Origin of the sequence: Ornithinimicrobium cavernae (assembly GCF_003121625.1) — a bacterium.
GTDB lineage: Bacteria > Actinomycetota > Actinomycetes > Actinomycetales > Dermatophilaceae > Ornithinicoccus > Ornithinicoccus cavernae.
The window spans coordinates 239,474-263,582 of the sequence record NZ_QDDJ01000006.1; the positions used below are offsets into that span (position 1 = coordinate 239,474).

Consider the following 24,109-nt stretch of genomic DNA (forward strand, 5'->3'; position numbering starts at 1 on the left):
AGCTCAGGGCAGCTTGTCGCCACCCGGGCCGAACGAGGAGTCGTCGACGGAGGCGGTGCCGGTCCGGCTGTCCCAGCTGCCGGTGGCGTTCTCGTAGTCGCCCGACAGGCCCGTCGTCTCGTGACCGGTCACCTTGGCACGGGCCTGGTCGGCGATGTCCTTTGCTGACCCGGCGACCGCGGAGGCGGCCCTGGGAGCCTGGGCCTTCACGTCCTCGACCGTCGACTGGACCTTCGGGTTGCCCCAGACCTTGCTCGCCTGCTCGCTGATCTGCTCGTACCGCTCGCGACCCGCCTTGGCCCCGAGGATGTACCCGACGCCGGCTCCGATGATGAACATCAACTTGCGCATGAGTGCTCCCTTCTGGTGGTCATGCCATCGCTGTCGACACTAGCGAGGTGCGCACCCGGTCGCCACGCGAAGTCAGTGGTCGGCAGCCGCCCGGCCCATCCGCTCGACGGCCTCGGTGAGGATCGCCTGCGACGTCGCGAGGTTGAGCCGCACGTGGCCGGACCCGCCCGTCCCGAAGGCGGTGCCGGCGCTCAGCCCGACCTTCGCGGTGGCCGCGAACATCGCGGCCGGGCCGACGCTCAGCGACACCAGCCCCGGCTCGAGCGGTGGGTCCTCGATGCCCAGCCCACGGCAGTCCAGCCACGCCAGGTAGGTCGCGTCCGGCACGCGGTAGCCGACCCGGGGCAGGTGCTCGGCGAGCAGGTCGGCGAGCAGGTGGCGGTTGCCGTCGAGACCCTCCAGGAGGGCGTCCAGCCAGATGCCGCCGTCGCGGTAGGCGGCGACGTGCGCCTGCACCGCGAGGTGGCTCGCCCCGTGCCCCACCTCCTCCGGCAGCCGTGCCAGGTCCCCCCACGCCTCGGGCCCGGCGAGCGCCAGGGCGCTCTTGAGGCCGGCGAGGTTCCAGCCCTTGGAGGCGGACATCATCGACATCCCGCGCTCGCCGCCGGGCACGCTGAGGTAGGGCACGAACGTGTGGCCGCTGTAGACCAGCGGTGCGTGGATCTCGTCGGCCACGACCCGGACCCCGTGCTCCTCCGCGAGGGCGGCCACCGCCTCGAGCTCGCTGGCGGTGTGCAGGGTGCCGGTCGGGTTGTGCGGGCTGCAGAGCAGGTATGCCGCTCGCCGGCCTCCCGCGGTCGCCTCACCGAAGGCGCGGGCCAGGTCATCGAGGTCGAGACGGAGCTCCGGTGTCAGGGGTGACTCGACGATGCGCCGGTCCATGCTGCGCACAAAGGCGTAGAACGGCGGGTACACCGGGCAGTTGACGACCACGTTGTCCCCGGGACCGGTGACGAGCCGGAGCAGCTCGGTGACCCCGATCATCACGTCCGGCACGATCGCGGTGTGCTCGGTGTCGGGCGTCCAGCCCCACCGGTCGACGGCGAAGGAGGCAAGGGCCTCCGCATAGTCCTGCCCTGAGGCCACGTAGCCGGTGTCCCCGCGGTGCATGGCGTCGACGACGGCGCGGACCACGGGCTCGGCCAGGACCGAGTCCTGCTCGGCGACCCAGAGGGGCAGGACGTCGGGTGGGAAGGCCCGCCACTTCACGCTGGTGCGCTGCTCGCGCAGGTCTGCCTCGGTGAGCTGTTCCAGGGGGTTGGCCACGGTCATGGGACCAGGTTAGCGAGGGTGCGGGGGCTGCACCGCGGGGGTGGCTGACCTGCACGGATGTCCGTGCGCGCTGGGCGGAGGGTGTGGGATTTGAACCCACGGACGTTTCCGTCGGGCGCTTTCAAGGCGCCTGCACTCGGCCACTATGCGAACCCTCCATGAGCCGGGCCGGAGGCCGGCTCGTCCCCTATTGTCCCATTCCCCCCGCCGCACGTGCGAACGGCCGGCGAGCTACGGCATACCGCTGCCGTGCAGCCGGCGCCCAGGCGACCGCCAGCAGGCGGCTGACTCCTGACTGACAGCCAGGTAGCGAGCGGGTGACCGCAGGGTCAGGATCGTCTCAGGGGCTGGTCAATATCGCGACTACCTGCGCAGATGCGGGTGGAAGGGGGCCTGTGCAAAGGCGACTTTTGGTTCAGATGCTGCTACCGTTCATGTGGTTGCAGTTGCAGTTCCTCGCAGGTCGAGCATGAGTCACGCCCCAGGGCACGACAGATGGTCAGCAGGTCGGGCATGGTCCCGGTAGTGGGGGGTTTCATCTCAGCCGGCCCCCGCGAGGTGCGGGGGTTGATCGCACAGCAGAGAGAGATTGTCCCATGGCACAGGGAACCGTGAAGTGGTTCAACGCGGAAAAGGGCTTCGGCTTCATCGCGCAGGATGGCGGTGGCCCGGACGTGTTCGTCCACTACTCGGCCATCGAGAGCAACGGCTACAAGTCCCTCGAGGAGGCCCAGCGGGTCGAGTTCGAGGTCACGCAGAGCCCCAAGGGCCCGCAGGCCGAGGCTGTCCGCCCGGTCTGAGAGCAGATCGGCGGCTGATCCTCAGCCACCAAGCCTGAGCGAGGCCCCCGAGTCCTGTTGGACTCGGGGGCCTCGTCATGTCCGGGGGCCTTGGCCGCTCACGGCTCTGCAGAAGGTGTCGTATGCGACGTCAGGTGCAGAGCGCTGCGGCGGGGGTCAGCGCACGGTTCTGCAGAAGGTGTCGTATGCGACGTCAGGTGCAGAGCGCTGCGGCGGGGGTCAGCACACGGCTCTGCAGAAGGTGTCGTATGCGACGTCAGGTGCAGAGCGCTGCGGCGCCGGCGGTCCCCTGCCTCAGCAGACGGTGCCGATCTCGGCCAGCTCGTCGGTCTCCGGGGTCGACGGTGCCTCGTCGGTGACCTCATCGGTCGGCTCCTCCGTCGTGGGCTCCTCGGTCGTCTCCTCCGCGGGGGACTCGGTGGCCTCCCCGGAGTCGCCGGCCTCGGCGGTCGGCTCGGGCTGCGGGTGCAGAGCCAGGTAGACCTCGCGGCGGATGCCGGTGTAGTCGGGGTCCACGGTGTTGGTGTTCTTGGCCGTGAACGGCAGGCTCTTCATGGTCCCGCTCTGCACGCGCTCAACCAGCTCGGCCCACGCGGGCAGCTCCGCCTGGTCGATGTCGACGGTGATGTTGTCGCCGGCGGCCGCCGCGATGGCGGGGTAGCGCTGCAGCAGCGTGACGGGGTTGACCTGCTCGACGAGGGCGCCCACGACACAGCGCTGGCGCCGCATGCGGGAGAAGTCGTCCGTCGTCACCCTGGAGCGGGAGTACCACAGGGCCTCATGACCGTCGAGGTGCTGGGGGCCGAGCTCGATCCAGCCACTCTCGCTCCCCTCGATCAGCTGCGAGTTGCCGGCAGCGTCGGTCCACGTCTTGCCGCCGATCGGCACGCGCTCCTGCACGTTGATGTCCACGCCGCCCATGGCGTCGACCAGGGCCTCGAAGCCCTTGAGGTCGATGATCACCGTGTAGTGGATCGGCTGACCGATGATCGTGGAGATCACCTGACGGGTCGCTGTGCGTCCCGGGTTGGGGTCTCCGGCGAACCATCCAGGGTTCTCCTCGTGGAGGGCGACGGCGGCGGTCCAGATGCCGTTCATCAGACACTCGTCGCCACAGTCGTAGGCCGGGCCGTAGCGCTTGTACAGCGGGCTGTTCGTGGGGATCGGCACCTTCTGCAGGTTGCGCGGGATGCCGAAGAGCACCGAGTCGCCGGTCACCGTGTCGATGCTCGCGACGATCATGGAGTCGGTGCGCACGCCGTCGCGGTTGTCACCGGCGTCCGAGCCGAGCAGCAGCACGTTGACCCGGGGGAAGCTGGCCCACGGATCGGGGTGCTCCAGGTCGGGGCCGACCGAGGGCGAGCCGTCAGCGACGGGACGGTTCCCCGATCCGGTGAAGATGTCTTCGACCGCCCGGTTGTGGGCGTCGATGTAGCGCAGGCCCACCGCCGTGGGTGCCACGACCAACAGGCACATCAGGCCGGTGAAGGCCGTCAGACCGCCTCGTTGCGCGGGCGTCATCCGGCGTGGCCTGGCCGTGAGGGCAGTGAGCACGATGGAGCCGATCCAGATGAGGCCGCCCACGATGAGCACCGTGGCGAGGGTGCGCAGCACGTCGGGGCGGGCGGCCAGGTCGAGCGCGGAGCGGAACGCGCCGTTCCTCATGAGATAGATCAGCACGCCGAGTGCCGAGCCGATGGCCAGGGCCAGCAGGGGTATGCCGATGAGCCGGCGGCGGGTGAGGACGAGGCCGGCGCCGGGGAGCACCGTCCCCAGGGCGGTCAGTCCGTAGGCGCGGCCCACGCCCTGGTTGGTCTGGGCAGCGAGGCGCGAGGCCCGGGTGCGGTGCGCCACGAAGGTGCCATCACCGGGCAGGCTCCCGCGCCGACCGTGCGCCTCGCCGGCGGGTCGGGTCCCACGGCGAGGAGCCTCGCCGCCGGGGTCGTTCTCGTTGGTCATGCGTGCCTTCCACGGGATGTGTTCATTCTGTCGCACGCGTCCGGCCGGCTCCGGGATGCCGCGCGCGTGCCGGTGGTTTGGTGAAGCCGTCCCCCCACAGGTAGCCTGATCGGCGTTCCGCGACAGGGTATCCGGTGGGACTGGAGGCGTCGCCTAGTCTGGTCTATGGCGCCCGCCTGCTAAGCGGGTTTGGGGCTACAACCCCATCGAGGGTTCAAATCCCTCCGCCTCCGCCGCAGCGTGTCGCTCGCGACACGCCCCAGCAGTTGAGTCAGACCCTCGGGCAGCGTCCGGGGGTCTTTCTCGTCCCTCAGACGGGCTTGCCGCCACTGGGGTCGACGTCCTCCGGCGCGGGAGCCTCCTCCTCGGCGTCGGTTTGCTCCTTCTCCTGCTGGGCCTCTTCCGCCGCCCCGTGGAGCACGCGGTCCTCCATCTCGTCGACGAGGTCCGCGAGGTTGTTGCCGGGCGGCGCCGGTTCGTCGGCGGACAGCGGCACGCGGCCGGTGGTGCCGGTGGGCTCGGGTGACTCGATCATCATCGGAATCTCCTTGGCATAGATCCCTCAATCGTCCCACCGCTTCCTGAGGCCTGCCTGCACGAATGGTGGGACCTGTCGAGGTGGGCGGACAGACCGACCCGGCGACTCGTCATACGAGAACGCAGGCCGCCAGAGGCGAACGGACAGACCGACCCGGCGGCCCGTCATACGACAGGTCGCCGGGCCGGCCACGACGATCAGGTGAGGCGCTGGGTGAGGGTGTCCAGCTCGTCCTCGAGCTGCTGGGGGAGGGAGTCGCCGAACTTGTCGAACCACTCGCGGATCAGTGGCAGCTCGGCCCGCCACTCGTCGGCGTCGAAGGCCAGGGCCGCCGCCAGCTGCTCGGGGGTGAGGTCTAGGCCGGTGGCGTCGATGTCCTCGGGGCGCGGGGTGAACCCGATCGGGGTCTCCTCGGCGCCGGTGGAGCCCTCCAGGCGCTCCACGACCCACTTGAGCACGCGGGTGTTCTCGCCGAAGCCGGGCCAGGCGAAGCCGCCGTCGGCGTCCCGGCGGAACCAGTTGACCAGGTAGATCCTCGGCATCCGGGACTCGTCGTGCTGCTTGCCGACGTCCAGCCAGTGCCCGAGGTAGTCGCCGGCGTTGTAGCCGATGAACGGGAGCATGGCCATCGGGTCGCGGCGCACCACGCCGACCTGACCGGTGGCTGCGGCGGTCGTCTCCGAGGAGAGCGTCGCCCCGAAGAACGTGCCGTGCTGCCAGTCGCGGGCCTCCGTGACCAGCGGGACCGTGGTCTTGCGCCGGCCGCCGAAGAGGATCGCCGAGATCGGGACGCCGTTGGGCTCGTGGTACTCGGGCGCCAGCGTGGGCAGCTGCTCGATGGGTGTGCAGAAGCGGCTGTTGGGGTGGGCGGCCGTGGTGCCCGCCTCGCCGTCGGCAGGGGTCCAGTCGTTGCCGTGCCAGTCGATCAGGTGCGCCGGCTCGTCCGCGGTCATGCCCTCCCACCAGACGTCGCCGTCGTCGGTGCGCGCGACGTTGGTGAAGACCGAGTTGCCGCGCTCGATGGTCCGCATGGCGTTGGGGTTGGTGCCGTAACCGGTGCCCGGCGCCACGCCGAACAGACCGAACTCCGGGTTGACGGCATACAGCCTGCCGTCCGCGCCGAACCGCATCCAGGCGATGTCGTCGCCGACCGTCTCCGCCCTCCAGCCGGGCAGCGTCGTCTCCAGCATCGCCAGGTTGGTCTTGCCGCAGGCCGACGGGAACGCCGCGGCGATGTAGTGGACCTTCCCCTCGGGGCTGGTGAGCTTGAGGATGAGCATGTGCTCGGCCATCCACCCCTCGTCGCGGGCGATGACCGAGGCGATGCGCAACGCGTAGCACTTCTTGCCCAGCAGGGCGTTGCCGCCGTAGCCGGAGCCGTAGGACCAGATCGCCCGCTCCTCGGGGAAGTGGACGATGTACTTGGTCTCGTTGCACGGCCAGGGCACATCGGCCTCACCCTCGGCGAGCGGCGCGCCCACAGAGTGCAGCCCCTTGACGTAGTCGGCCTGCAGCTCCTCCATCTTCTCCAGGACCGGCGTGCCGACGCGGGCCATGATGCGCATCGAGGCGACGACATAGGCGCTGTCGGTGATCTCCACGCCGAACATCGGCTGGTCGGCCTCGAGGTGCCCCATCACGAAGGGGATGACATACATCGTCCGACCCGTCATGCAGCCGTCGAAGAGCGGCTCCAGGGTCGCCTTCATCTGTGCCGGGTCCATCCAGTTGTTGGTGTGTCCGGCGTCCTTCTCATCCACGGAGCAGATGTAGGTGCGGTCCTCAACGCGCGCGACGTCGTCGGGGTCGGAGGCGCAGTAGAAGGAGTTGGGCTTCTTGTCCTCGGCGAGCGGCACGAAGGTCCCCGCCTCGACCAGCTGGCCGTTGATCTCCCGGCTCTCCTCGGGGCTGCCGGTCACCCAGACCACCTGGTCCGGGCGGGTGTGGGCAGCCACCTCCTCCACCCACGTCGCAAGCTCGGTATGACGGGTGGTCCCGTAGGTGCTGGTCATGGACATGCTGGCGCTCCCGAATCCTGGCCGGCCACTCTGCCAGCCCTCGTAGCCAACCTAACGCTGCCCTGCTGGTGGGTCACGTCGGCCTCCTGGTGACTTCGATCACCAGGGCCAACCCTGATTTCGTGCGAGAGTGTGACCTCCGGTATCGTGGTCCCTCGCAGCCGACGTCAGGTCGGCTGTCGTGCGCCCGTAGCTCAACGGATAGAGCATCTGACTACGGATCAGAAGGTTAGGGGTTCGAATCCCTTCGGGCGCGCTCTGTGTTGAGACAGAACGCGAACGCCTCCGGGATGCCGGGGGCGTTTCGCATTTTACTCTTCCCTTACCCGACCGTTGCCTGCCACACTGCACCGGTGATCGGTGCGGAACGCGTGGGGAACTCGTGGACCTCCTGACCTACGACGCGGCCGCGCTGCTCGCTGTGAGCTTCGGTGTCGGGATCGTGGTGGGTCTCACGGGGATGGGCGGCGGCGCCCTGATGACCCCGGCCCTCATCTTCCTGGGGATCCCGCCCACCACCGCGGTCGCCAACGACCTCGTGGCCGCGGCGGCGAACAAGTCCGTGGGGGCCGCCGTGCACTGGAAGCACGGCTCACCCAACGTCAGGCTCGCACTGCTCCTCATCGCCGGTTCGGTGCCCTTTGCCTTCGCCGGAGCCTTCATCATCGACCGGATCGGGGCCGAGGAGAGCCAGCAGACCTTCGTCAGGATGGCGATCGGACTGGCCCTCCTGCTCACCTCAGCGACCTTCATCAGCCGGGTGTACTTCGAGCTACGCGGCTCCCGGCCGCCCGGCTCCGAGCCCAACCCCAGGCTCCGACCGCTCGCGACGCTGGCGGTCGGCATGCTCGGTGGACTGCTCGTCGGGATCACGAGCGTCGGGGCGGGCTCCCTGATCATGGTGAGCCTGCTGCTGCTCTACCCGACTCTCACCGCGGTGCGGCTCGTGGGCACCGATCTCCTCCAGGCGATCCCTCTCGTGCTGGCGGCCGCCTTCAGCCACGTCATCGTCACGGGCGTCACCTGGTCGATCCTGCTCCCGCTCCTGATCGGGGGGATGCCAGGGACCTACCTGGGCGCTCAGCTGGCGAGCTGGGTGCCGCCGGGAGTGATCCGGCGCGGCATCGCGATCGTGCTGACCCTGACGGGACTGGCCATGGTCGGGGTGCCTCCCGTGCTCGTGGGCATCCTCGGTGCGGCGATGGTGATCCTGGGGCCGCTGCTCTGGGGCGCCGTGCGACGAGCCCACGGCAGGCCCGCCTTCTACGGCGCGGTGTTCGGCAGGCACGAGTGGCCGGTGCGCTCTGCGCCGGAGCTCCAACCGAGGGCCCTGGCGGATTCAGAGGACCCCGTCGCTCCCGAGCCCTAGACTGCGCGAGTGGCAAGCTCTCACGACTCGCGTCGGTCCCGGGCAGACAGAAGGCCGCCGCGCGCGCTGGTCGCAGCGTTCGTCCTCGGTTGTGCCCTCACTGCCCTGACGTCGTGCGCGGAGAGTGACGGAGGTCCGGGAGGGCGGGTCGGCGCCACCGAGGCCGACCGGGTCACCGCGACGGGTCCGGAGGAGGCGGTCTCGACCACCGGTCCCGCACCTGCGACCACACCGTCGTCGGATGCGGCAACCTCGACTCCACCCACTCCTGCCAGCGAATCCGACCCCACGGCCTCGCCCGAAGTGGACCTGCGCATCCGCCAGGACGCGCTCGCCGGGGACCTGCTCGGGTCGCACCTGGCGCAGTTCGGCGGAGTGGATATCGAGGTGAGCATCGCCACGCTGGAGGGTGGGCACATCCGTCTCGCCGAGGGGCGGTCCGATGATCTCAGCCTGCGGATGCCGGAGTTCGTACCCGACGGCCCGTATCCTCGGGCCGTCGTCGCCATCACGACCACGGACACGTCACCTGATGCGCTCGCCCCGGGTGACGCTGACTTCAGGTTCGGCATCGACTTCTGGGTGGACCCCGTCTCGGCGGACCGCAAACTCGACAACGGCGACAACATGCTCCAGCGAGGGCTCGCCTCCGACCCCAGCCAGTTCAAGCTGGAGCTCGACCGCGGGAGGCCCAACTGCCGGATCGCGGGGTCGGCGGGTGCGGTGGAGGTGAGGGCGCAGGAGAAGGTCGTTCCCGAGCGCTGGTACCGCGCTGAGTGCTCGCGGCGGGGAGACGACGTCGTCCTGACCGTGACGGAGTTCCACCAGGGCAGCGATCCCGGCCAGAGTGTGACCACGGGGCACGGCGCGACAGGCACCGTGGCCTGGACTCGGCCGGAGATCCCGTTGGCACTGGGCGGGAAGCTGGCAGCGAACGGGGCCGTCATCCGTTCGGCAACGGATCAGTTCAACGGCCGGCTCGCGAATCCGGAGCTCATCATCGACCTTGCTTGAGGCCCTTCCGGTCGGGCGAGTTCCACGCTACGGTCACAGCACTATCGACGGCCGCGAGCGCTGGCGCCAGGAAGGGTAGATCAGTGAGCAACATCTCGGGAGCTGGGGTCCCTGACCCCGGCGCCTCCACAGCCGAGGGCGACTGGCTGCCGACGGTCTCTGTCATCGTGGCCACGCGGGACAGGCCAGCGCTCCTACGTCGCGCGATCCGGAGCTTCCAGCAACAGACCTACTCCAACATCACTGAGGTCATCGTGGTCTTCGACCGGTCGGCGGTCGAGCCCCTGGACGACATCGCCGCCGAAGGTGATCTTGCCCTGCGGGGGATACCGAACACGCGGACTCCTGGCCTGGCCGGTGCCCGCAACTCGGGGATACTGCAGGCGTCCGGTGAGCTCATCGCCTTCTGTGACGATGACGACGAGTGGGTGCCGTCAAAGTTGCAGCGCCAGGTTGACCTGTGGAAGGAACAACCCGGCGCCGTGGGGGTGGGGACCGGGATGGTCCTCAAGACACACGACGGCGTCCGCACCCGCTACGCGCCCCCCGCGTTAGACTTCGACGACTTCCTGAGATCCCGAACGTTCTCCATCCCCTCCTCAGGATTCCTGCTGCGCCGCGACGAGTTCAGCCACGGGGTGGGATTGGTGGACGAGGCACTGCCGGGCTCGTACGGGGAGGACTGGGACCTTCTGCTCCGGCTGACCCGCAACGGCCAGTTCATCAACGTGACGGACCCGGTGGTCAACGTCTACTGGGACCGACCCTCGTTCTTCACCTCGAAGTGGCAGGGCCTCATCGACGGGTTGACCTACCTGATCCAGAAGTATCCCGAGTTCGAGCGGGAGCCGAGGGGACTGGCTCGCATGGCGAGCCAGGTGGCCTTCGCGCACGCGGCCATGGGTGAGCGACAGCACGCCCTCGCCTGGGCGCGGGCGGCCCTCCGGCGCGACGCGCGCCAGCCCAGGGCCTGGGCCGCACTCGCGGTGGCGTCCGGACTCGCCCCTGCCGAGACACTGGTGCGCCTCGCGAACTCCCGCGGGCGGGGCCTCTGAACCATACCCGTGGGGGGTCCCACCGCTCCTTCGCTCGCTGTGGCGCGCCCGAGCCGTGCAAGCCCTGTGGTAACGCACCTGCGTGACGTTTCGCACGACGTGTCCGTTGACAGAACTAGGCGTTGCCTTTACTGTCACATTACTTAAGACATGCAAAGTGCTTACCTGTTTGCGCCTGCCCGTGAAACGAAGGCAGTCAGCAGTCAGAGCGCTTCGCGGGGATCATGCCGCTCAGCGCTCCACGGATGCGCCATCCGGTTCGGGTGGATAGCGATCCAGTGAACCGCAGCTTCAGCCCGAACAGAGCTTGCGCCTTGCGGCGCTTAGGAGTCACTCGTGAACAAGTGCAGCGTCGCACTCGTCGGAATTCTCGGCCTCATCCTCAGCGTGCTCGGTGTCGGACCCGTGACCGCAGCGCCCGACGACTCGCCAAGCGAGGTCGCAGCCCTGGCACTGGTCGATCCTTCGACCCGCACCGGTCTCAGCGCGGACGTCGCCGCAGCCTCGTGCTGGGAGATCATCCAGCTGCATCCGGGCTCGCCCGATGGTGCGTACTGGTTGCTCACCCCCGAGATGACGGCTCCCGAGCGGTTCTGGTGTGACATGACGACGGACGGTGGCGGGTGGGTTCGCATCGCCGTGGGCCGGCATTCGTGGGACGCGGCATACCTGGGCAAAGGCAATCCGAGCGCGATGCTGACCGCAGATCCCGCACCCTCAACTATGGTCCAGCTGCCGTCACCGACGATCGATGACCTGCTCAACGGTGGTCGCGTGATGGACCTGCCGGACACGATCCGTCTGCGCCGTGCAATGGACATCGGTGGCACCACCTGGCAGGAGGTTCGGTTCGGAATCCGGAATCGTGACCGCTGGGTGTGGACCATGGGAGCCGAGCACCAGGTCAATACCTACTCCTTCGATGGTGTGACGGGTTCTGGAGGCGGCACCAGCAACTTCGGAGCTGACAACGCCTACCGTCGGGTGACCACCTCCATCTCGTCCAACCAGTCGTATACCTGGGGCTTCGCCTACGGATCTCTGGTGACGGGCACCTCCAGCTCCGACACCTACCTCTGGTCGCGCGCAGCGGGAGTCGGTGCGGCCCGGCCCTACACCGAGATCTACCTCCGTCCCATGCTGATGAGCGAGGACCTGCACTTCACGGCGGTCCCTGACGGAGGCACCGAGCCGATCGAGAACGTGAGTGTCGCCGAATCGACCGCGCAGGCGAGCCCGTGGGGGGTCAACGGCCTGGCCGGAAGCACGTCCGGAGAGGGCCAGGTCGAGGTCCAGGCCTTCGAGCAGATCGGCAGCGTGATGTACGTGGGAGGGAACTTCCGCTACGTGCAACAGGACGCGAGCGGGGCCGGCCGCGTGGAGCAGTCTTTCCTCGCGGCCTTCGACGCCAGGACGGGGGCCTACCTCCCGAGCTTCTCACCGGACCTCAACGAGGCAGTCCGCACCCTGGCTGCCCTACCCAACGGCAACCTGGCGGTCGGGGGGCGGTTTACCCAGGTCAACGGTCAAGGCGTCCAGGGGCTGGTCGCGCTAGATCCTGGGAGTGGCGACACGGTGCCAGGGTGGGGTCCGCGGATCGAGAACAACCTGTCCGTAGGGACAGTAGACGTGCGTTCTATCGCGGTGAAGGACGACTACCTGTACCTGGGCGGTGCCTTTACTCACCTGACGAGACCGGATGGATCAGGGCGGGTCTATGCGAGGGCGGCTGGGCGCGTCGCCGTGAGCAACGGGTGGCCGAACGCGTGGAACCCGGAGTTCAACGGCACAGTCGTTGATCTGGACCCAGCCGAGGATGGGGACCGGGTCTATTTCGCTGGGTTCTTCAGCGCCTCGCGGGGAGCTACGGCAATCAGTGCCGCTGCCGTCATGGTTGAAACTGGTCAGTTGGACCCGACTCCCTGGACCCCGACCTGGAGTGCTGGAGCCAATTACCAGCAGGGCATTGACCAGGTGGGGGACAAGGTCTGGGTAGGCGGCTCTGAACACAGCCTTTTCCAGTTCTCCACAAGTACGTACCAGAGGCTCATGGGCAATATCACCAAGCAACATGGAGACTTCCAGGCGGTGAGCTCAGGATTCGGGCAGCTGTACGCGGGCTGCCACTGTAACCATTTCAACTACACGAATGCCTACACCTGGCCCTCTGTGGGCAGCAGTTGGACCCAGGCCGACGCCATCGGCTGGTTGGCAGCGTGGGACGCTGACGATGGCGACGTGACGCCGCATTTCGTTCCAGACCTGCAAATGCGTCTGGGATCGGGAATTTGGGCTATCAAGGTGGCTGAGGACGGCACAGTCTGGGCCGGCGGGGACATCACACAAGGAAGGACAACCGCTGGTTATCGCTGGCTAGGTGGAATGGCGCGCTTCCCAGCTGCCGACGCATCCGCGCCTGCGGCCCCGAGCAACCTACGTGCGACGACGCAAACCGAAACGACGGTCCGTCTGGCGTGGGACGCAGCCAGCGGGGGCTTCAGCCGCTACCAAGTCCTGCGAGACGACCGCGTGATCGCGACCACCGCGAGCACGGCTATTACCGTGCCCAAGGCGGGAGCGAACAGGTTCTTCGTCCGGGCAGAGGACTCTGCAGGGAACGTCTCGGCGAGCACACCGGTCTTTGCCACCGGAGACGGGAACCCCGCACCGGTGCCCGTGATCGAAAAGACCGTCAACGGTCTCCAGGTCAGCCTGGATGCGTCGTCCTCCACGGACGACAGCGCCGTCGTGAGCTACTTGTGGGACCTGGGTGACGGCACGACCAGCGATCAGATGTCAGTCACCCACGACTACGCCACCAGCGGCATATACACGGTCTGGCTCACGGTGGTCGACGACGGCGGAACCTACCGCTCGGTCTCGGAAACCCTTGATCTCTCGATCCCTGAGCCGACCGACGCCTACGGCGCAGGCATCCACGACGACGAGCCATATCTGTACTGGCGCCTCAACGAGGGCAGCGGTTCCTTCGCACAAGACTACAGCGGAAATGATCGTGCCGGTGAGTACTTTGGTGGCGTCACACGCGGCCAGCAGGGTGCACTCGCCAGCAACAATGACCCTGCAGCGGGTTTCGATGGTGTCGATGGGCACGTCGTTGCACGGGAAGCGGTGACGGACCCGGGCGCCTACTCACTCGAGGTCTGGTTCCAGTCGACCACGGACCGGGGCGGCAAGCTGATCGGATTCGGGCGTGCTCCGTCTGGTCTGAGCAGCAGCTACGACCGACACGTGTGGCTGGAGAATGACGGCAGGCTCAGCTTCGGTGCCTGGACCGGAACTCAGAACACGGCAACCACCACCGGCAGTTACACCGATGGCGAGTGGCACCACGTCGTCGCGACACAGGGCTCCGACGGCATGAAGCTGTATGTCGACGGTGTCCTCCGAGCGACGAACCCGCAGACCGACAACGAGAACTACACCGGGTACTGGCGCATCGGTGGTGACAACGTCTGGAGCGGTTCGAGCCGGTTCGTGAACGCGACCCTCGACGAGGCAGCGGTGTACGAATCCGTGTTGACGGCGGAGCAGGTCGCCACGCACCATGCGTTGGGCACAGCACAACTACCGAACCAGCTGCCCACCGCGGACTTCATCGTGGCCGAGAACGGCCTGAGCGTCGCTGTTGACGCCTCTGTGTCCGCGGACTCCGACGGGGTCATTGAGAGTTACGAGTGGTCCTTCGGTGATGGTGGCACGGCGACGGGTGAGTCGACGACCCACTCGTATCTCGTGTCGGGCACGTACACGGTCGAGCTCACCGTCACGGACAATGACGGAGGAGCGAGTACGAAGACCATCGACGTGACCGTTGAAGCGCCGAACCAGCTTCCGACGGCAGCTTTCACGGCGGCGACCAGCGGCGCTGAGGTTCAGGTGGACGCATCCTCGTCATCGGACCCCGACGGGACCATTGCCTCCTACACCTGGGACTTCGGTGACGGGTCCTCCGGTGATGGGGTGACGGCATCGCACCTATATGCCGGCCCGGGCACGTACGAGGTGACGCTGACCGTGACGGACGACCGTTCCGGGAGCAGCACGCACACAGAGCAGGTCAACGTCGCGGAGGGCAGTGAGCCGGTGACGGCGACGGTTGTTGCGCGGGATGCGTCGTGGGAGTGGTACTACGGTGCGGCGGCGCCGGCCGTGGACTGGGCGGCGGTGGATGGTGACAGGTCGGGTTGGCAGGTCGGTGGGGCTCCGCTGGGTTGGGGTTTTGCTGCCGTCCAGACCGATATTGATATCGATGGTCCGACGAGTGACAGACCGCGGGTGGCCTACTTTGCCACGGACTTCGAGGTCTCGGATCCGAGTAAGGTGGTTCAGTTGGAGCTGGACACCGTGGCCAATGATGGTGTGGTCGTGTACGTCAACGGTGTGGAGGTCGGTCGTCACAACATGCGGGACGGCACGGTGTCTCATCTGACGTATGCCGCATCGAGCCGGCGGGTGGATGCCGCCAACGCTGACCCGTTGGTGGTCCAGGTGCCGACCGATCTGCTCGTGGCTGGCACGAATGTGGTGGCGGCGAGCACGCACCTGGGATATCGCTCCACGCCGGACGTCAGCTTCGAACTCGATGCCGAACTCACAGTCCTGCAGTCAGGGCCGGTCAATCAGTCACCCGCTGCACAGTTCCAGGGGTCGGTCGACGGCTTGACCATCTCCGTGGACGCCTCAGGCTCATCGGACCCGGAGGGGGGCCTGAGCTCCTACGAGTGGGACTTCGGTGACGGAGCAACCGCAAGCGGTGTCACCGCTGGCCATACCTATGCAGGGTCGGGTGTCTACACGGTCACATTGACTGTTGCTGATGCCGCAGGTCTTACCGATGAGGCCTCCCAGGTGGTCACTGTCTCCGATGGGGCCGAGCCGGTGGCGGCGACGGTTGTTGCGCGGGATGCGTCGTGGGAGTGGTACTACGGTGCGGCGGCGCCGGCCGTGGACTGGGCGGCGGTGGATGGTGACAGGTCGGGTTGGCAGGTCGGTGGGGCTCCGCTGGGTTGGGGTTTTGCTGCCGTCCAGACCGATATCGATATCGATGGTCCGACGAGTGACAGACCGCGGGTGGCCTACTTTGCCACGGACTTCGAGGTCTCGGATCCGAGTAAGGTGGTTCAGTTGGAGCTGGACACCGTGGCCAATGATGGTGTGGTCGTGTACGTCAACGGTGTGGAGGTCGGTCGTCACAACATGCGGGACGGCACGGTGTCTCATCTGACGTATGCCGCATCGAGCCGGCGGGTGGATGCCGCCAACGCTGACCCGTTGGTGGTCCAGGTGCCTACCGACCTGCTCGTGGCTGGCACGAATGTGGTGGCGGCGAGCACGCACCTGGGATATCGCTCCACGCCGGACGTCAGCTTCGAACTCGAAGCTGAACTGACCAGTTTCTGAGATGTGCGACGGAGCGCGCTAACCCTCGGTGAGGATCTGCTTCCCCAGACGGAGAAGATCGGTGGCTTGCATTTGACTGATGCGGACCCGCTGCCAGTCGCCGTGTGCAGCAGCTAGATCGGCCATGCGCGCAGCGATGGTTAGGGCGTAGGTCGCGCAGACCACGCGCTGCTGCTGCCGGCCGTGCCCCAGGGCGCACAGGACGATCTCGACTGCGGGACGCGCTTTGCGAAGGTTTGATGCGACGCTCTGGCGCTCCCAACCGGGTTGTGAGTGGATGGTCCAGTGGATGGCGTCCAGACCAGCGACCGCATCTGCCTCACTGGACTCCCAGTCCCACAGCCAAGCCTGGCCATCAGCGTCCCTCCCAAGGTTCCAGGGCACGAGGTCTCCGTGCCAGCGTTCGGCGATGGAGACCCTTGTGGAAGTCTCCAGCAGAGCGGCCCAGAGCGCTTCGAAAGCCTCGTGCATTGCCGGTGCTCCAACTATCGGCAGCGTCGCTCTCAAACGTCGTGAGGCGGTCAGGAGCTGGGCAGATCGGGTGGGTTGGTCCGACCGCGTGATCGCGAACATCCCGGTCAGCTCGCGGAGCGATAGGCCCGCCGGCCCGCCGGAGTGCGCAACGTGATGCGGTAAGGGTTCGGCCACCAGGTAGTGCTCGCGTCCGAGCGATCCGGAAGCACTCAGGAGGGGGGTGCGCACTGTTCCTGCCTTGCCTCCGAGTTCGGCGAGCACCCGGGACTCGGTCGTGACGTACTCGCGAGTCAAGACATTCCATGAGACCTTTGCCAGTCCCATCGGTACCCCATCGGCGCCGAAGAGGTGCAGAGAAGCTTTCGCATTGGCTCCTCGGCGGACTCCGATTGCGGCGCGAACGCCGGGGAGACCGAGAGCCTTGCCGATATGACTGACCGGATCGAGTGCCGCACCCTCAGTGGCTGACGTCACGCGTTCGACCCTCAGGCGATCAAAAGAGGGCTGGACGCCCGCGCGGGCGAGGGCTCCAAGGGTGCTGCGTGCAAGACGGCTCCGTGGTGTCCGGAGCTTTCGATACGACAGAAGAACTCTGCTCGTGAGCCTGCGGGAATCGGCCGGGATGAGGATTTCCGGAGACTGACGTGACGGCACAACCCAGTAGTCCTGGAGAATTCTTCCGGGACAGTCGCCTGCCGGACCATTGAGTACGAGTCGGATCCGGTCCTTGGCGACCCAGGGGGCCCAGAGATGACGGCAGAGAAGATCGAGACCTGTGTGGCCCGTTCCATCGATAATGTCCATTATCGATGGGCACCCGTGTTCCGCGCGGGACCGAGCATCGTCCGTGTGTGCATCATGACCAACCGAGTCTCGTTTCCAGGTACTCCTCGAGCAGGAGGTTGTGCACCTTGAAGTGGTCAGCAAGTTCCTGACCTTCTTGGGTGGGGACGGCCTCAGTGGTTCTCCACGTCGAGTTGAACGGTTTCGTCGACTGCATGCGGTGCGTCGGGAGGGCGAGAAAGTTACAGACAAGGTCCATGGTGCGTTGTGTGTCTCTGTAGAGGTCGTCGCTGCGTAGGACGAGCAACTGATCGGCTGGGAAGTGAGCGTGCCAATTCATGATCTGGGGAAGGTACTCGCCACGGCTGCGGTAGGAGTACCAGTCGAACGCTCGACTGTAGTAGCGCGGATCGACCAGCATTCGGTCAAGTTCACCGTCGAGGCGATCTGACTCAGCGGCCAGCGCTTGCTTGAACGTGAGCGGCTCAACCCCGTTCTGGACTCGCTCCTGGTAGTGGGACCAGGCGCGACGCACCGGGTTTCGGATGACCAGGATGGCCTTGATTTCTGGAGCTATATCGCGGACACGCCCAGCCACACGGGGGTCCCAGATGTAGTAGGGCGATGCCTCGAAGGACAGTGGACGGTATCCGAGCCGGCGTGCAACTAGCCGGCGGTAGTTCTCGGTGTGGAAGTGCGAGCGGTACCACTCCTCCGATCGAGGCCGGGGATGGTGCTGACCTGGGAAGAAGAAGTCAGTGCTCTTCTTGCCCCGCGGTTGCGGGAAGAGGCCAAAGGTGCCCGGATGATCGGAGAGATACCGAAACAGGGACGTCGTGCCACCCCGCTTGCTTCCGATCACGAGAAAATCAGGGACAGGTCGTAGGGCGGCGGTTCTCAAGGCGTAGGCGCGCGTGACCGAGCCCGCGACAGCCTTCGCCCACCGCGGGGAACGATCCTTCAGATCAGCCACTGACACCCCATCGCTCCGTTCAGCACTCCACCTCTACGGGAAACGATTGCTCGTGGAGCACCCAGCGGTCTCCCAGGTAGTGCATGGTGAATGTCGTGAGAACGCGCTTGTCCGCTGCTGGGTCGACCATGGACGCGCCAGCATCATCAACGATGTCTACACCAGAGTGGTCCAGGCATACGTCGAGCACGACCGTTGGTGGGACGTTGTCCAGGTCTACGGACTGCACGGTTGAAGAGATCACTTGTGGTGTTCCCTTCTGGCTCCAGCCGTTACTCTCAAACTCTGCGATAGACGCAAGTAGCTGACCCTCAGCCGGGCCGTCCGTCACCGTTACAACCTGGTCGAGATCCGCCTCATCAGGGCTTGCAAGTACCTCAGCCTGCACCGCGACGAGCGGTGCCGCCATCGCGTCAAGTTGTTGGCCCTCGTCGATGTCTCGGGGCGGCACGCCAGGGGCGACGCCAGGCAGCACCTTTGCCTCATCTACTGCAGTCGTCCCCTCCTCGGGGTCCTCCTCATCCGAACCTGTCACGTCGGCGGGGTCCGGCTCCGGAGTATCGACGGGAAGCCGTGCCGAAGTTTCGGACGCGTCGCTCGGATCGGTCGAAGCGACTGCTACGGGCTGGTGCTGGTTCGGCGCTGCCGCACCCTCGTGCGGTTCTTCCGTGGAGCAGGCGCCTAGTGAGGCTGTTGCCACGGTGAGGATTCCTACCGCGGCCAAGATCCGTGCTCGCGACAATGTGTCTACCATCCTCACGCTCCTTCGCCGTATCGGTCTGTGCTTAAAGGTGTTCCCCGAGCGGAGAGCCGCGGCACACCACTACCCTAGAGTCTCTAGGTCGTGTAAACAATAGGTAATGACTTCGTAAGGAGGTGGCGCATCGAATGACTGTGATCCCCTCTGCTGTCCGCGAGGTGGCTCGCGGAGGTGCTTGGTCCTTCGCGGGTGCAGCCTTCAGTGCTCTCGCTGGCTTCCTCTTCGTCATGGTGCTGGGCCGTGTCCTCGGTGCGGAGGGCGCAGGGGTTGTCCTGCAAGTCGTTGCGGCCTTCTCGATTGCGCTGAGCGTCGCCCGAGCTGGGCTAGATACTGCGGCCGTCTGGCTGTTGCCGCGTCTCGCGGACGAACGCGGTGACGAAATGCGCCCGGCTGTGGTGGCCCTCTTGTGGCCGTCGTTCTTTCTGGGCCTCGCTGTCGCGGGGTTGCTCGTGCTTCTTGCTCCGGTTCTGGATCCGTCAGACTCGGGCCTTGGGGAAGCGCTGAGATACACAGCGTGGTTTATGCCCGTGGCGGCCGTGGCCACGATCGCACTCGCGGTGAGCCGAGGACTGGGGGGGATCAGAATCTACGTTGCGGTTGGCAATATTGCCGTGCCGGCACTGCGGCCACTCCTGGTGGTGCTCGCAGCGTGGGCGGGGGCAGGCGCGACACTGGCCGCAGTCGCATGGGTGATGCCGTTCCCGGTCGCAGCTCTGGTGCTGGCGGCCTTGGTGGCGAGGGCCGTGCGACGCGGCGAGCGTCGCACGGGCGCGAGGGGACGTCTTCTAGCAGACCGTGCGCTCACACTGAGGATCTGGAGCTTCGCGCTCCCTCGATCCGTCGCCACAATTCTCGAACAGGTAATGCTGTGGCTTGACGTCGTCGTGGTCGGGGTCCTTGCGGGCCCTGAGGCTGCCGGACTCTACGGGGCGGCGACAAGAGTCGTGGGTGCCGGCCTCATCCTGAGCACGTCGCTCCGGATCGTCGTGGCCCCTCTGTACAGTCGAATGCTCGGGCAAGGTGATCTATCTCAGGTGCAGCGCATCTACACGATGGCGACTCAATGGGTGATGCTCGTGAGTGTCCCGATCTACGTCATGCTCGCCTGCTTCGGGGAAGCAGTTCTGTCACTCATGGGTGAAGAGTTCACCCAAGGAGCTGCGGCCCTGGTTATACTCTCCGCCGGCATGGTGCTGATCCTCGTCGCGGGAAACGTACAGGCTGTGCTCCTGATGAGCGGGCACAGCGGCCGGGCTGCAGTTAATAAGGCAATTGCTGTAGGAATCAACGTTGTCGGGCTGCTCGTGCTCGTGCCGCGCTGGGGAATCGAGGGGGCGGCGTTCGCCTGGTGCCTCGCCATGCTTGTTGATACGGGGCTGGCCGCCTATCAGGTGCGGCGCCGCGTCGGTGTGAGGATCGGAGGTTCCGGCATATTCCTAGCCGCCGCGGTGAGTCTCGGCTCCTTTGTTGGCCCGGGGCTCATCGCCTCAGCTTGGATCGGCCAGTCCTGGCTTTCGCTCCTGTTCGCGGGCGCCCTTGGTGCCGGACTCTGGCTGGTGGCTGTTGGAACACTGCGAGACCGCTTTCACCTCACGGACGTCGTCCAACTCATGAAGAGCCGGTCGCAATCGATACCTTAAGGCGCAGTTGTTAACCTGCTCAAGTGCGGGCGAGGCGGTCCCTGACCGATCTGGGTTGGCGCACTGGTTCGAGGTCGGCCAGCCTGCTGTGGTGGACCAGGACGGTCCCGAGCACATTGTTGCGCAGGCCGCGAAGCTCCTGTGATGCACCGGCGAGCTGTCGCATCGAGGTGCTGCCCCTCCCGGCAAGCAAGACCGTGGTGTCGGACAGGCGGTACGCAGCGAGCCGAGTCGCTCCGGCGGTGCCCGAGGGAACGCGCAGGATGAAGAGCACGTCGTCACCCCTCGCCTCGATCTCCTCCCGTACTGCGCGCGAGATGGGCTCATCGTCGACCAGGTTCTCACTGGGCGGGGCGAGATACAGGGCAAACGTGGGGTTGTGGTCAGAGACGAACCGCCTCCCCGAGGACACGGATTCTGAGTCCTCACGCATCGATAGGGCAGTCGTGAGGTCGGCGACTGTCTCAGGAGGCATCCCCAGAGCGACATATTCAGTCGGAACACCCGAAGCAGCCATCACATAGGCGAGATTCAGCGCGACATCATCTGAGTGTTCGGCCGGCGTGAGGTCGACTACGGAGCAGACGCCCACATGGCCATCCAGTTGGGAGTCAGCCAGCATTCGCTCGCGGATGGTGCGGAACCCGTCGAGGTCGGCTGCGGTCGGCGGGATGGTGACCCTCCGCTCGACGAGTTCCCCGAGCACCACACGGCCACCGTTTTGGATGACGTCCTGGGGATCTCGAATCCGTGCCGCAAGGGCGTTCATGGCAAACGCGGCACAGACGCCCACTCCCAGGCCTGCAAGTACACCTGTTGCAATGACCAAGTTCCGTTGAGGCTCGAACTGCATAGGATTTCCGAGCGCTGGGCTGACGATTGAGCCACCTGTCGTATCAATGGCCTCTAGGGTCGCCGCCTGGTCGAAGAGCGAGGTCAGTTCAGAGGAGATGAGAGTCCGGTCCGTCTCTGCTTGTGTTGCCTCCAAGCTCCCAGGTGCCGAGTCGGCGAGTATCGAGTTTGCGAGGCTGAGTTCCTCGCGGAGCGGTTCCACCCGGTCTCTCGTCGCGGTCAGGGTGCGATCGATGCGTGCCTGCGCCTGCTCGGACCGGTACGTCAAGAACGCTTGGGCGGTGGCATCTGCGATGGTCTGAGCTTCCTCCGCCTCCTCGCGGGTTGCCGCGATACGCAGAATCGTCGAGTCACTCACGACTCGGACGTCGATGCTCGAACGGATCTGGTTCGGTGTGAAGCGTCCATCAAGGGATTCCGCCGCAAGGGTGGAGACCGACGCGGAGGAGGCCACGAGGGCCTCCCCAGCGGTATCGATGAGGGCCGAGCCGGGGCGTGAGGCATTGAACGGATCAGTGCTGATGACGTTCATGCTGACCACCGCCGTGGCGGTGACCTGTCTGGGGGCCACGGCTAGGTACGCCAGCGCCGAGCCCGCTCCTAGGGCCGCGCACAGTACAACGGTCAACCACCGTCGACGGAGGACATCGAAGTAGTGCATCAGGGAGACGCTCTGTATGACATCCGTATGAGTCATCTGCCCTCCTAACGTCGGCACTACCACCCGGTGAGGCAGCCCGTGATGGGTTCAACACGAGCATCGTACCCGCACAAGGTGAGGTCAACAGGGTTGGAGATTACTTCATGTTGACTATGGCTTTACCTTGGAGGAATCGTTAGCATGGCCGCAACGGCACGAAGGAGTGTGTATGTCGGCAGTCTTGGCCGGTGAGGGGGAACGCATCCTGCTGGTGGGTTCCAGCGGCGGCCACCTCGCTCAACTGATGGCGCTGCGTCCCTGGTGGGGTGCGTCTGACCGTGCCTGGTGCGTCTTTGACGGGCCCGACTCGCGCGGCCACCTGAAGGAGGAATCCGACGTCACCTGGGCTCACGCACCGACCACGCGCAACGTGCCCAATCTGCTTCGTAACACTGTGCTGGCCTGGCGGCTGCTGCGTAGGTTTCGACCAACAACCGTGGTGAGCACCGGAGCGGGAGTCGCGCTCCCTTTCTTCGTGCTAGGGAGGGTGCGCGGCGTGCGCACGGTCTACATCGAGGTGTACGACCGCATCGACACTGCGACCCTGACCGGCCGGTTGTGTCGCCCCTTCACGGACGTGATGTGTGTCCAGTGGGACGAGCAGCGCCACCTCTACCGAGACGCACATGTGATCGGCCCATTGTTGTGAGCCCTAAACGCATCGTCGTGCTCTTGGGGACCGACCATCATCCCTTCGACCGCCTGGTCGGCTGGGCGGACGCACATGCAGAACGACATCCCGAGTCCGACGTCCTTGTTCAGCACGGGCATTCGTGTGCCCCTTCAATCGCGCGTGGGGTGGGCTTCCTTACCCCAGATGATCTGCAGCGAACGGTGGCGACGGCCGATGTCGTGATCACACACGGGGGACCGGGAACGATTACCGACGCGAGGAGCGGCGGCAAACGACCTATTGTCCTCCCCAGGGATCCTGCGCGCGGCGAGCACGTCGATGAGCACCAACTGCGCTTCGCGGCGTGGATCTCGGGGAAGGATCTGGTGTCGGTCGCCGGGGGGTGCGCTGATCTGGATCGGATCGTCGGACAGGAGTTGCAGCATCCGTCGGTCGTGAGGCCCCAAGGCTCCAGCGGGCACACGGCATCCGAACGGCTCGCCGAAGTCCTTGGTGGTACACCCCCACAGGTAGCTCCGTCAGTTCCAGTCATCTTCATCGCCGGAGCTGGCCGGAGCGGGTCGACGATCCTGGAGCGAGTGTTGGGCCAGGATCCGAGGATAGTTTCGCTCGGCGAGGTGCATCATTTGTGGGACCGGGGAATCGTCAAGAATGAGTTGTGTGGATGTGGGGAGCAATTCCGTGACTGTCAGTTCTGGGCCGCGGTCGGGGACCGGGCCTTCGGTGGATGGCAGCATGTGGATCTTGACCGTGTCGATCAGCTCGCCGACGCTGTGGACAGGCAACGGCGGATTCCGAAGACGGCAGCGCCATGGATGACCCCGGCCATGACCAGGGCGACGGAGGCCTATACCGACTACTTCCTACGGATCTATCAGGCTGCTCTCCACGTCAGCGGTGCGGAGATCGTGGTCGACTCCACCAAGCATCCGAGCCTGGCCATGGCGCTGAGCCACAATAGACGGATCGATCTGCGGGTTCTGCACCTCGTGCGCGACGGCCTTGGGGTGTCGTATAGCTGGTCGAAGACCGTCTCCCGGCCGGAGGCTCGGTCCACGGACGACGCTGAGATGATCCGCTATTCAGCAGCTCGGAGCAGTGCGTACTGGGTGGCGACGAACCTGGAGTCCGAGCTTCTACGCCTACGTGGCAAGTCGGTGGTCAGAATGCTCTACGAACAGTTTGTGCAGGCGCCTCAACCCGAGATTGAACGGCTGTGGCGAAGCCTCGGCCTGCAGGGGGCGCCGCCCCAACTCGTTGATAGACATGGGTCCGTGACCCTCGAGCGCACTCACACCGTGGCTGGCAATCCAGCACGCTTCACCGAGGGCGTGACGAGCTTGCGTCCCGATCAAGCGTGGATGACGAACATGCCCCGCCGTGAACGGTGGCAGGTCGCGACCATGACAGCTCCGATGCGTGCGTTCTACGGCTACAGGGGAATCAAGTGAGTGTCGATATGTCCGGTGCCAAGCTTCGTTCGGGCCGAGGGT

Annotated in this window: 17 protein-coding genes and 3 tRNA genes; 10 read left to right on the top strand and 10 right to left on the bottom strand. The window is 66.1% G+C overall.

Annotation, left to right across the window (positions count from 1 at the left end; all coding sequences use genetic code 11):
• Positions 1-3 precede the first annotated feature (3 nt).
• From DA085_RS08755 to DA085_RS08765, 3 genes are all read right to left on the bottom strand, one after another.
• Positions 4-351 (bottom strand): YtxH domain-containing protein, encoded by a 348-nt coding sequence (locus DA085_RS08755; RefSeq protein WP_109472572.1) that lies wholly within the window; start codon positions 349-351, stop codon positions 4-6.
• A gap of 72 nt (positions 352-423) precedes the next feature.
• On the bottom strand, positions 424-1,623 hold the full coding sequence (locus tag DA085_RS08760) for a MalY/PatB family protein (protein ID WP_109472573.1): 1,200 nt from the start codon (positions 1,621-1,623) through the stop codon (positions 424-426).
• Between the two features lie 75 nt (positions 1,624-1,698).
• Positions 1,699-1,781: transfer RNA gene (locus tag DA085_RS08765), tRNA-Ser, on the bottom strand.
• Between the two features lie 438 nt (positions 1,782-2,219).
• Here DA085_RS08765 and DA085_RS08770 point away from each other — a divergent pair.
• Positions 2,220-2,423 (top strand): cold-shock protein, encoded by a 204-nt coding sequence (locus DA085_RS08770; RefSeq protein WP_109472574.1) that lies wholly within the window; start codon positions 2,220-2,222, stop codon positions 2,421-2,423.
• A 294-nt stretch (positions 2,424-2,717) separates the two neighbouring features.
• Here the strand turns inward: DA085_RS08770 and DA085_RS08775 are convergent, their stop codons facing one another.
• The gene (locus tag DA085_RS08775) at positions 2,718-4,382 is read right to left on the bottom strand and encodes an LCP family protein (RefSeq protein WP_109472575.1); all 1,665 of its coding nucleotides are present in this window, start codon (positions 4,380-4,382) and stop codon (positions 2,718-2,720) included.
• A gap of 142 nt (positions 4,383-4,524) precedes the next feature.
• Between DA085_RS08775 and DA085_RS08780 the strand changes: the two genes are divergently transcribed.
• Positions 4,525-4,615 (top strand) — tRNA-Ser (locus DA085_RS08780).
• 77 nt (positions 4,616-4,692) lie between these two features.
• Here DA085_RS08780 and DA085_RS08785 read toward each other — a convergent pair.
• Both DA085_RS08785 and DA085_RS08790 read right to left on the bottom strand, forming a co-directional pair.
• Positions 4,693-4,920, bottom strand: a complete 228-nt coding sequence (locus tag DA085_RS08785; protein ID WP_109472576.1) for a hypothetical protein — start codon at positions 4,918-4,920, stop codon at positions 4,693-4,695.
• Positions 4,921-5,117: 197 nt separating this feature from the next.
• On the bottom strand, positions 5,118-6,938 hold the full coding sequence (locus DA085_RS08790) for a phosphoenolpyruvate carboxykinase (GTP) (protein ID WP_109472577.1): 1,821 nt from the start codon (positions 6,936-6,938) through the stop codon (positions 5,118-5,120).
• Between the two features lie 183 nt (positions 6,939-7,121).
• On the opposite strand from DA085_RS08790, the gene DA085_RS08795 reads away from it, so the two are divergent.
• From DA085_RS08795 to DA085_RS08815, 5 genes are all read left to right on the top strand, one after another.
• Positions 7,122-7,194: transfer RNA gene (locus tag DA085_RS08795), tRNA-Arg, on the top strand.
• A gap of 126 nt (positions 7,195-7,320) precedes the next feature.
• Positions 7,321-8,307: a sulfite exporter TauE/SafE family protein gene (locus DA085_RS08800; protein WP_202619155.1), complete on the top strand. Its 987-nt coding sequence runs from the start codon at positions 7,321-7,323 to the stop codon at positions 8,305-8,307.
• A 303-nt stretch (positions 8,308-8,610) separates the two neighbouring features.
• Complete coding sequence (locus DA085_RS08805; protein ID WP_109472578.1) at positions 8,611-9,321, top strand: hypothetical protein; 711 nt, start codon at positions 8,611-8,613, stop codon at positions 9,319-9,321.
• 83 nt (positions 9,322-9,404) lie between these two features.
• Complete coding sequence (locus tag DA085_RS08810) at positions 9,405-10,376, top strand: glycosyltransferase family 2 protein (RefSeq protein ID WP_237565394.1); 972 nt, start codon at positions 9,405-9,407, stop codon at positions 10,374-10,376.
• Positions 10,377-10,712: 336 nt separating this feature from the next.
• Positions 10,713-15,800, top strand: a complete 5,088-nt coding sequence (locus DA085_RS08815; protein WP_109472579.1) for a PKD domain-containing protein — start codon at positions 10,713-10,715, stop codon at positions 15,798-15,800.
• Positions 15,801-15,818: 18 nt separating this feature from the next.
• Here the strand turns inward: DA085_RS08815 and DA085_RS20930 are convergent, their stop codons facing one another.
• The 3 genes from DA085_RS20930 to DA085_RS20935 all read right to left on the bottom strand — a co-directional run bounded on the left by DA085_RS20930 (position 15,819) and on the right by DA085_RS20935 (position 18,784).
• Positions 15,819-16,748, bottom strand: coding sequence for a hypothetical protein (locus DA085_RS20930; RefSeq protein WP_154402141.1), 930 nt, complete (start codon positions 16,746-16,748; stop codon positions 15,819-15,821).
• A 382-nt stretch (positions 16,749-17,130) separates the two neighbouring features.
• Positions 17,131-18,030: a sulfotransferase family protein gene (locus tag DA085_RS08825; protein ID WP_237565395.1), complete on the bottom strand. Its 900-nt coding sequence runs from the start codon at positions 18,028-18,030 to the stop codon at positions 17,131-17,133.
• Between the two features lie 19 nt (positions 18,031-18,049).
• On the bottom strand, positions 18,050-18,784 hold the full coding sequence (locus DA085_RS20935; RefSeq protein WP_154402142.1) for a hypothetical protein: 735 nt from the start codon (positions 18,782-18,784) through the stop codon (positions 18,050-18,052).
• A gap of 134 nt (positions 18,785-18,918) precedes the next feature.
• Here DA085_RS20935 and DA085_RS08835 point away from each other — a divergent pair, with 134 nt between their 5' ends.
• Positions 18,919-20,430, top strand: a complete 1,512-nt coding sequence (locus DA085_RS08835) for a flippase (protein ID WP_109472583.1) — start codon at positions 18,919-18,921, stop codon at positions 20,428-20,430.
• 19 nt (positions 20,431-20,449) lie between these two features.
• On the opposite strand, the gene DA085_RS08840 is transcribed toward DA085_RS08835, so the two are convergent.
• The gene (locus tag DA085_RS08840; RefSeq protein ID WP_161958459.1) at positions 20,450-21,943 is read right to left on the bottom strand and encodes a GumC domain-containing protein; all 1,494 of its coding nucleotides are present in this window, start codon (positions 21,941-21,943) and stop codon (positions 20,450-20,452) included.
• A 208-nt stretch (positions 21,944-22,151) separates the two neighbouring features.
• On the opposite strand from DA085_RS08840, the gene DA085_RS08845 reads away from it, so the two are divergent.
• Both DA085_RS08845 and DA085_RS21145 read left to right on the top strand, forming a co-directional pair.
• Entirely contained in the window at positions 22,152-22,631 is a 480-nt protein-coding gene (locus DA085_RS08845) for a glycosyltransferase family protein (RefSeq protein ID WP_109472585.1), read from the top strand.
• A 149-nt stretch (positions 22,632-22,780) separates the two neighbouring features.
• Positions 22,781-24,067: a sulfotransferase gene (locus DA085_RS21145; RefSeq protein ID WP_202619156.1), complete on the top strand. Its 1,287-nt coding sequence runs from the start codon at positions 22,781-22,783 to the stop codon at positions 24,065-24,067.
• The last annotated feature ends 42 nt before the right edge of the window (positions 24,068-24,109 follow it).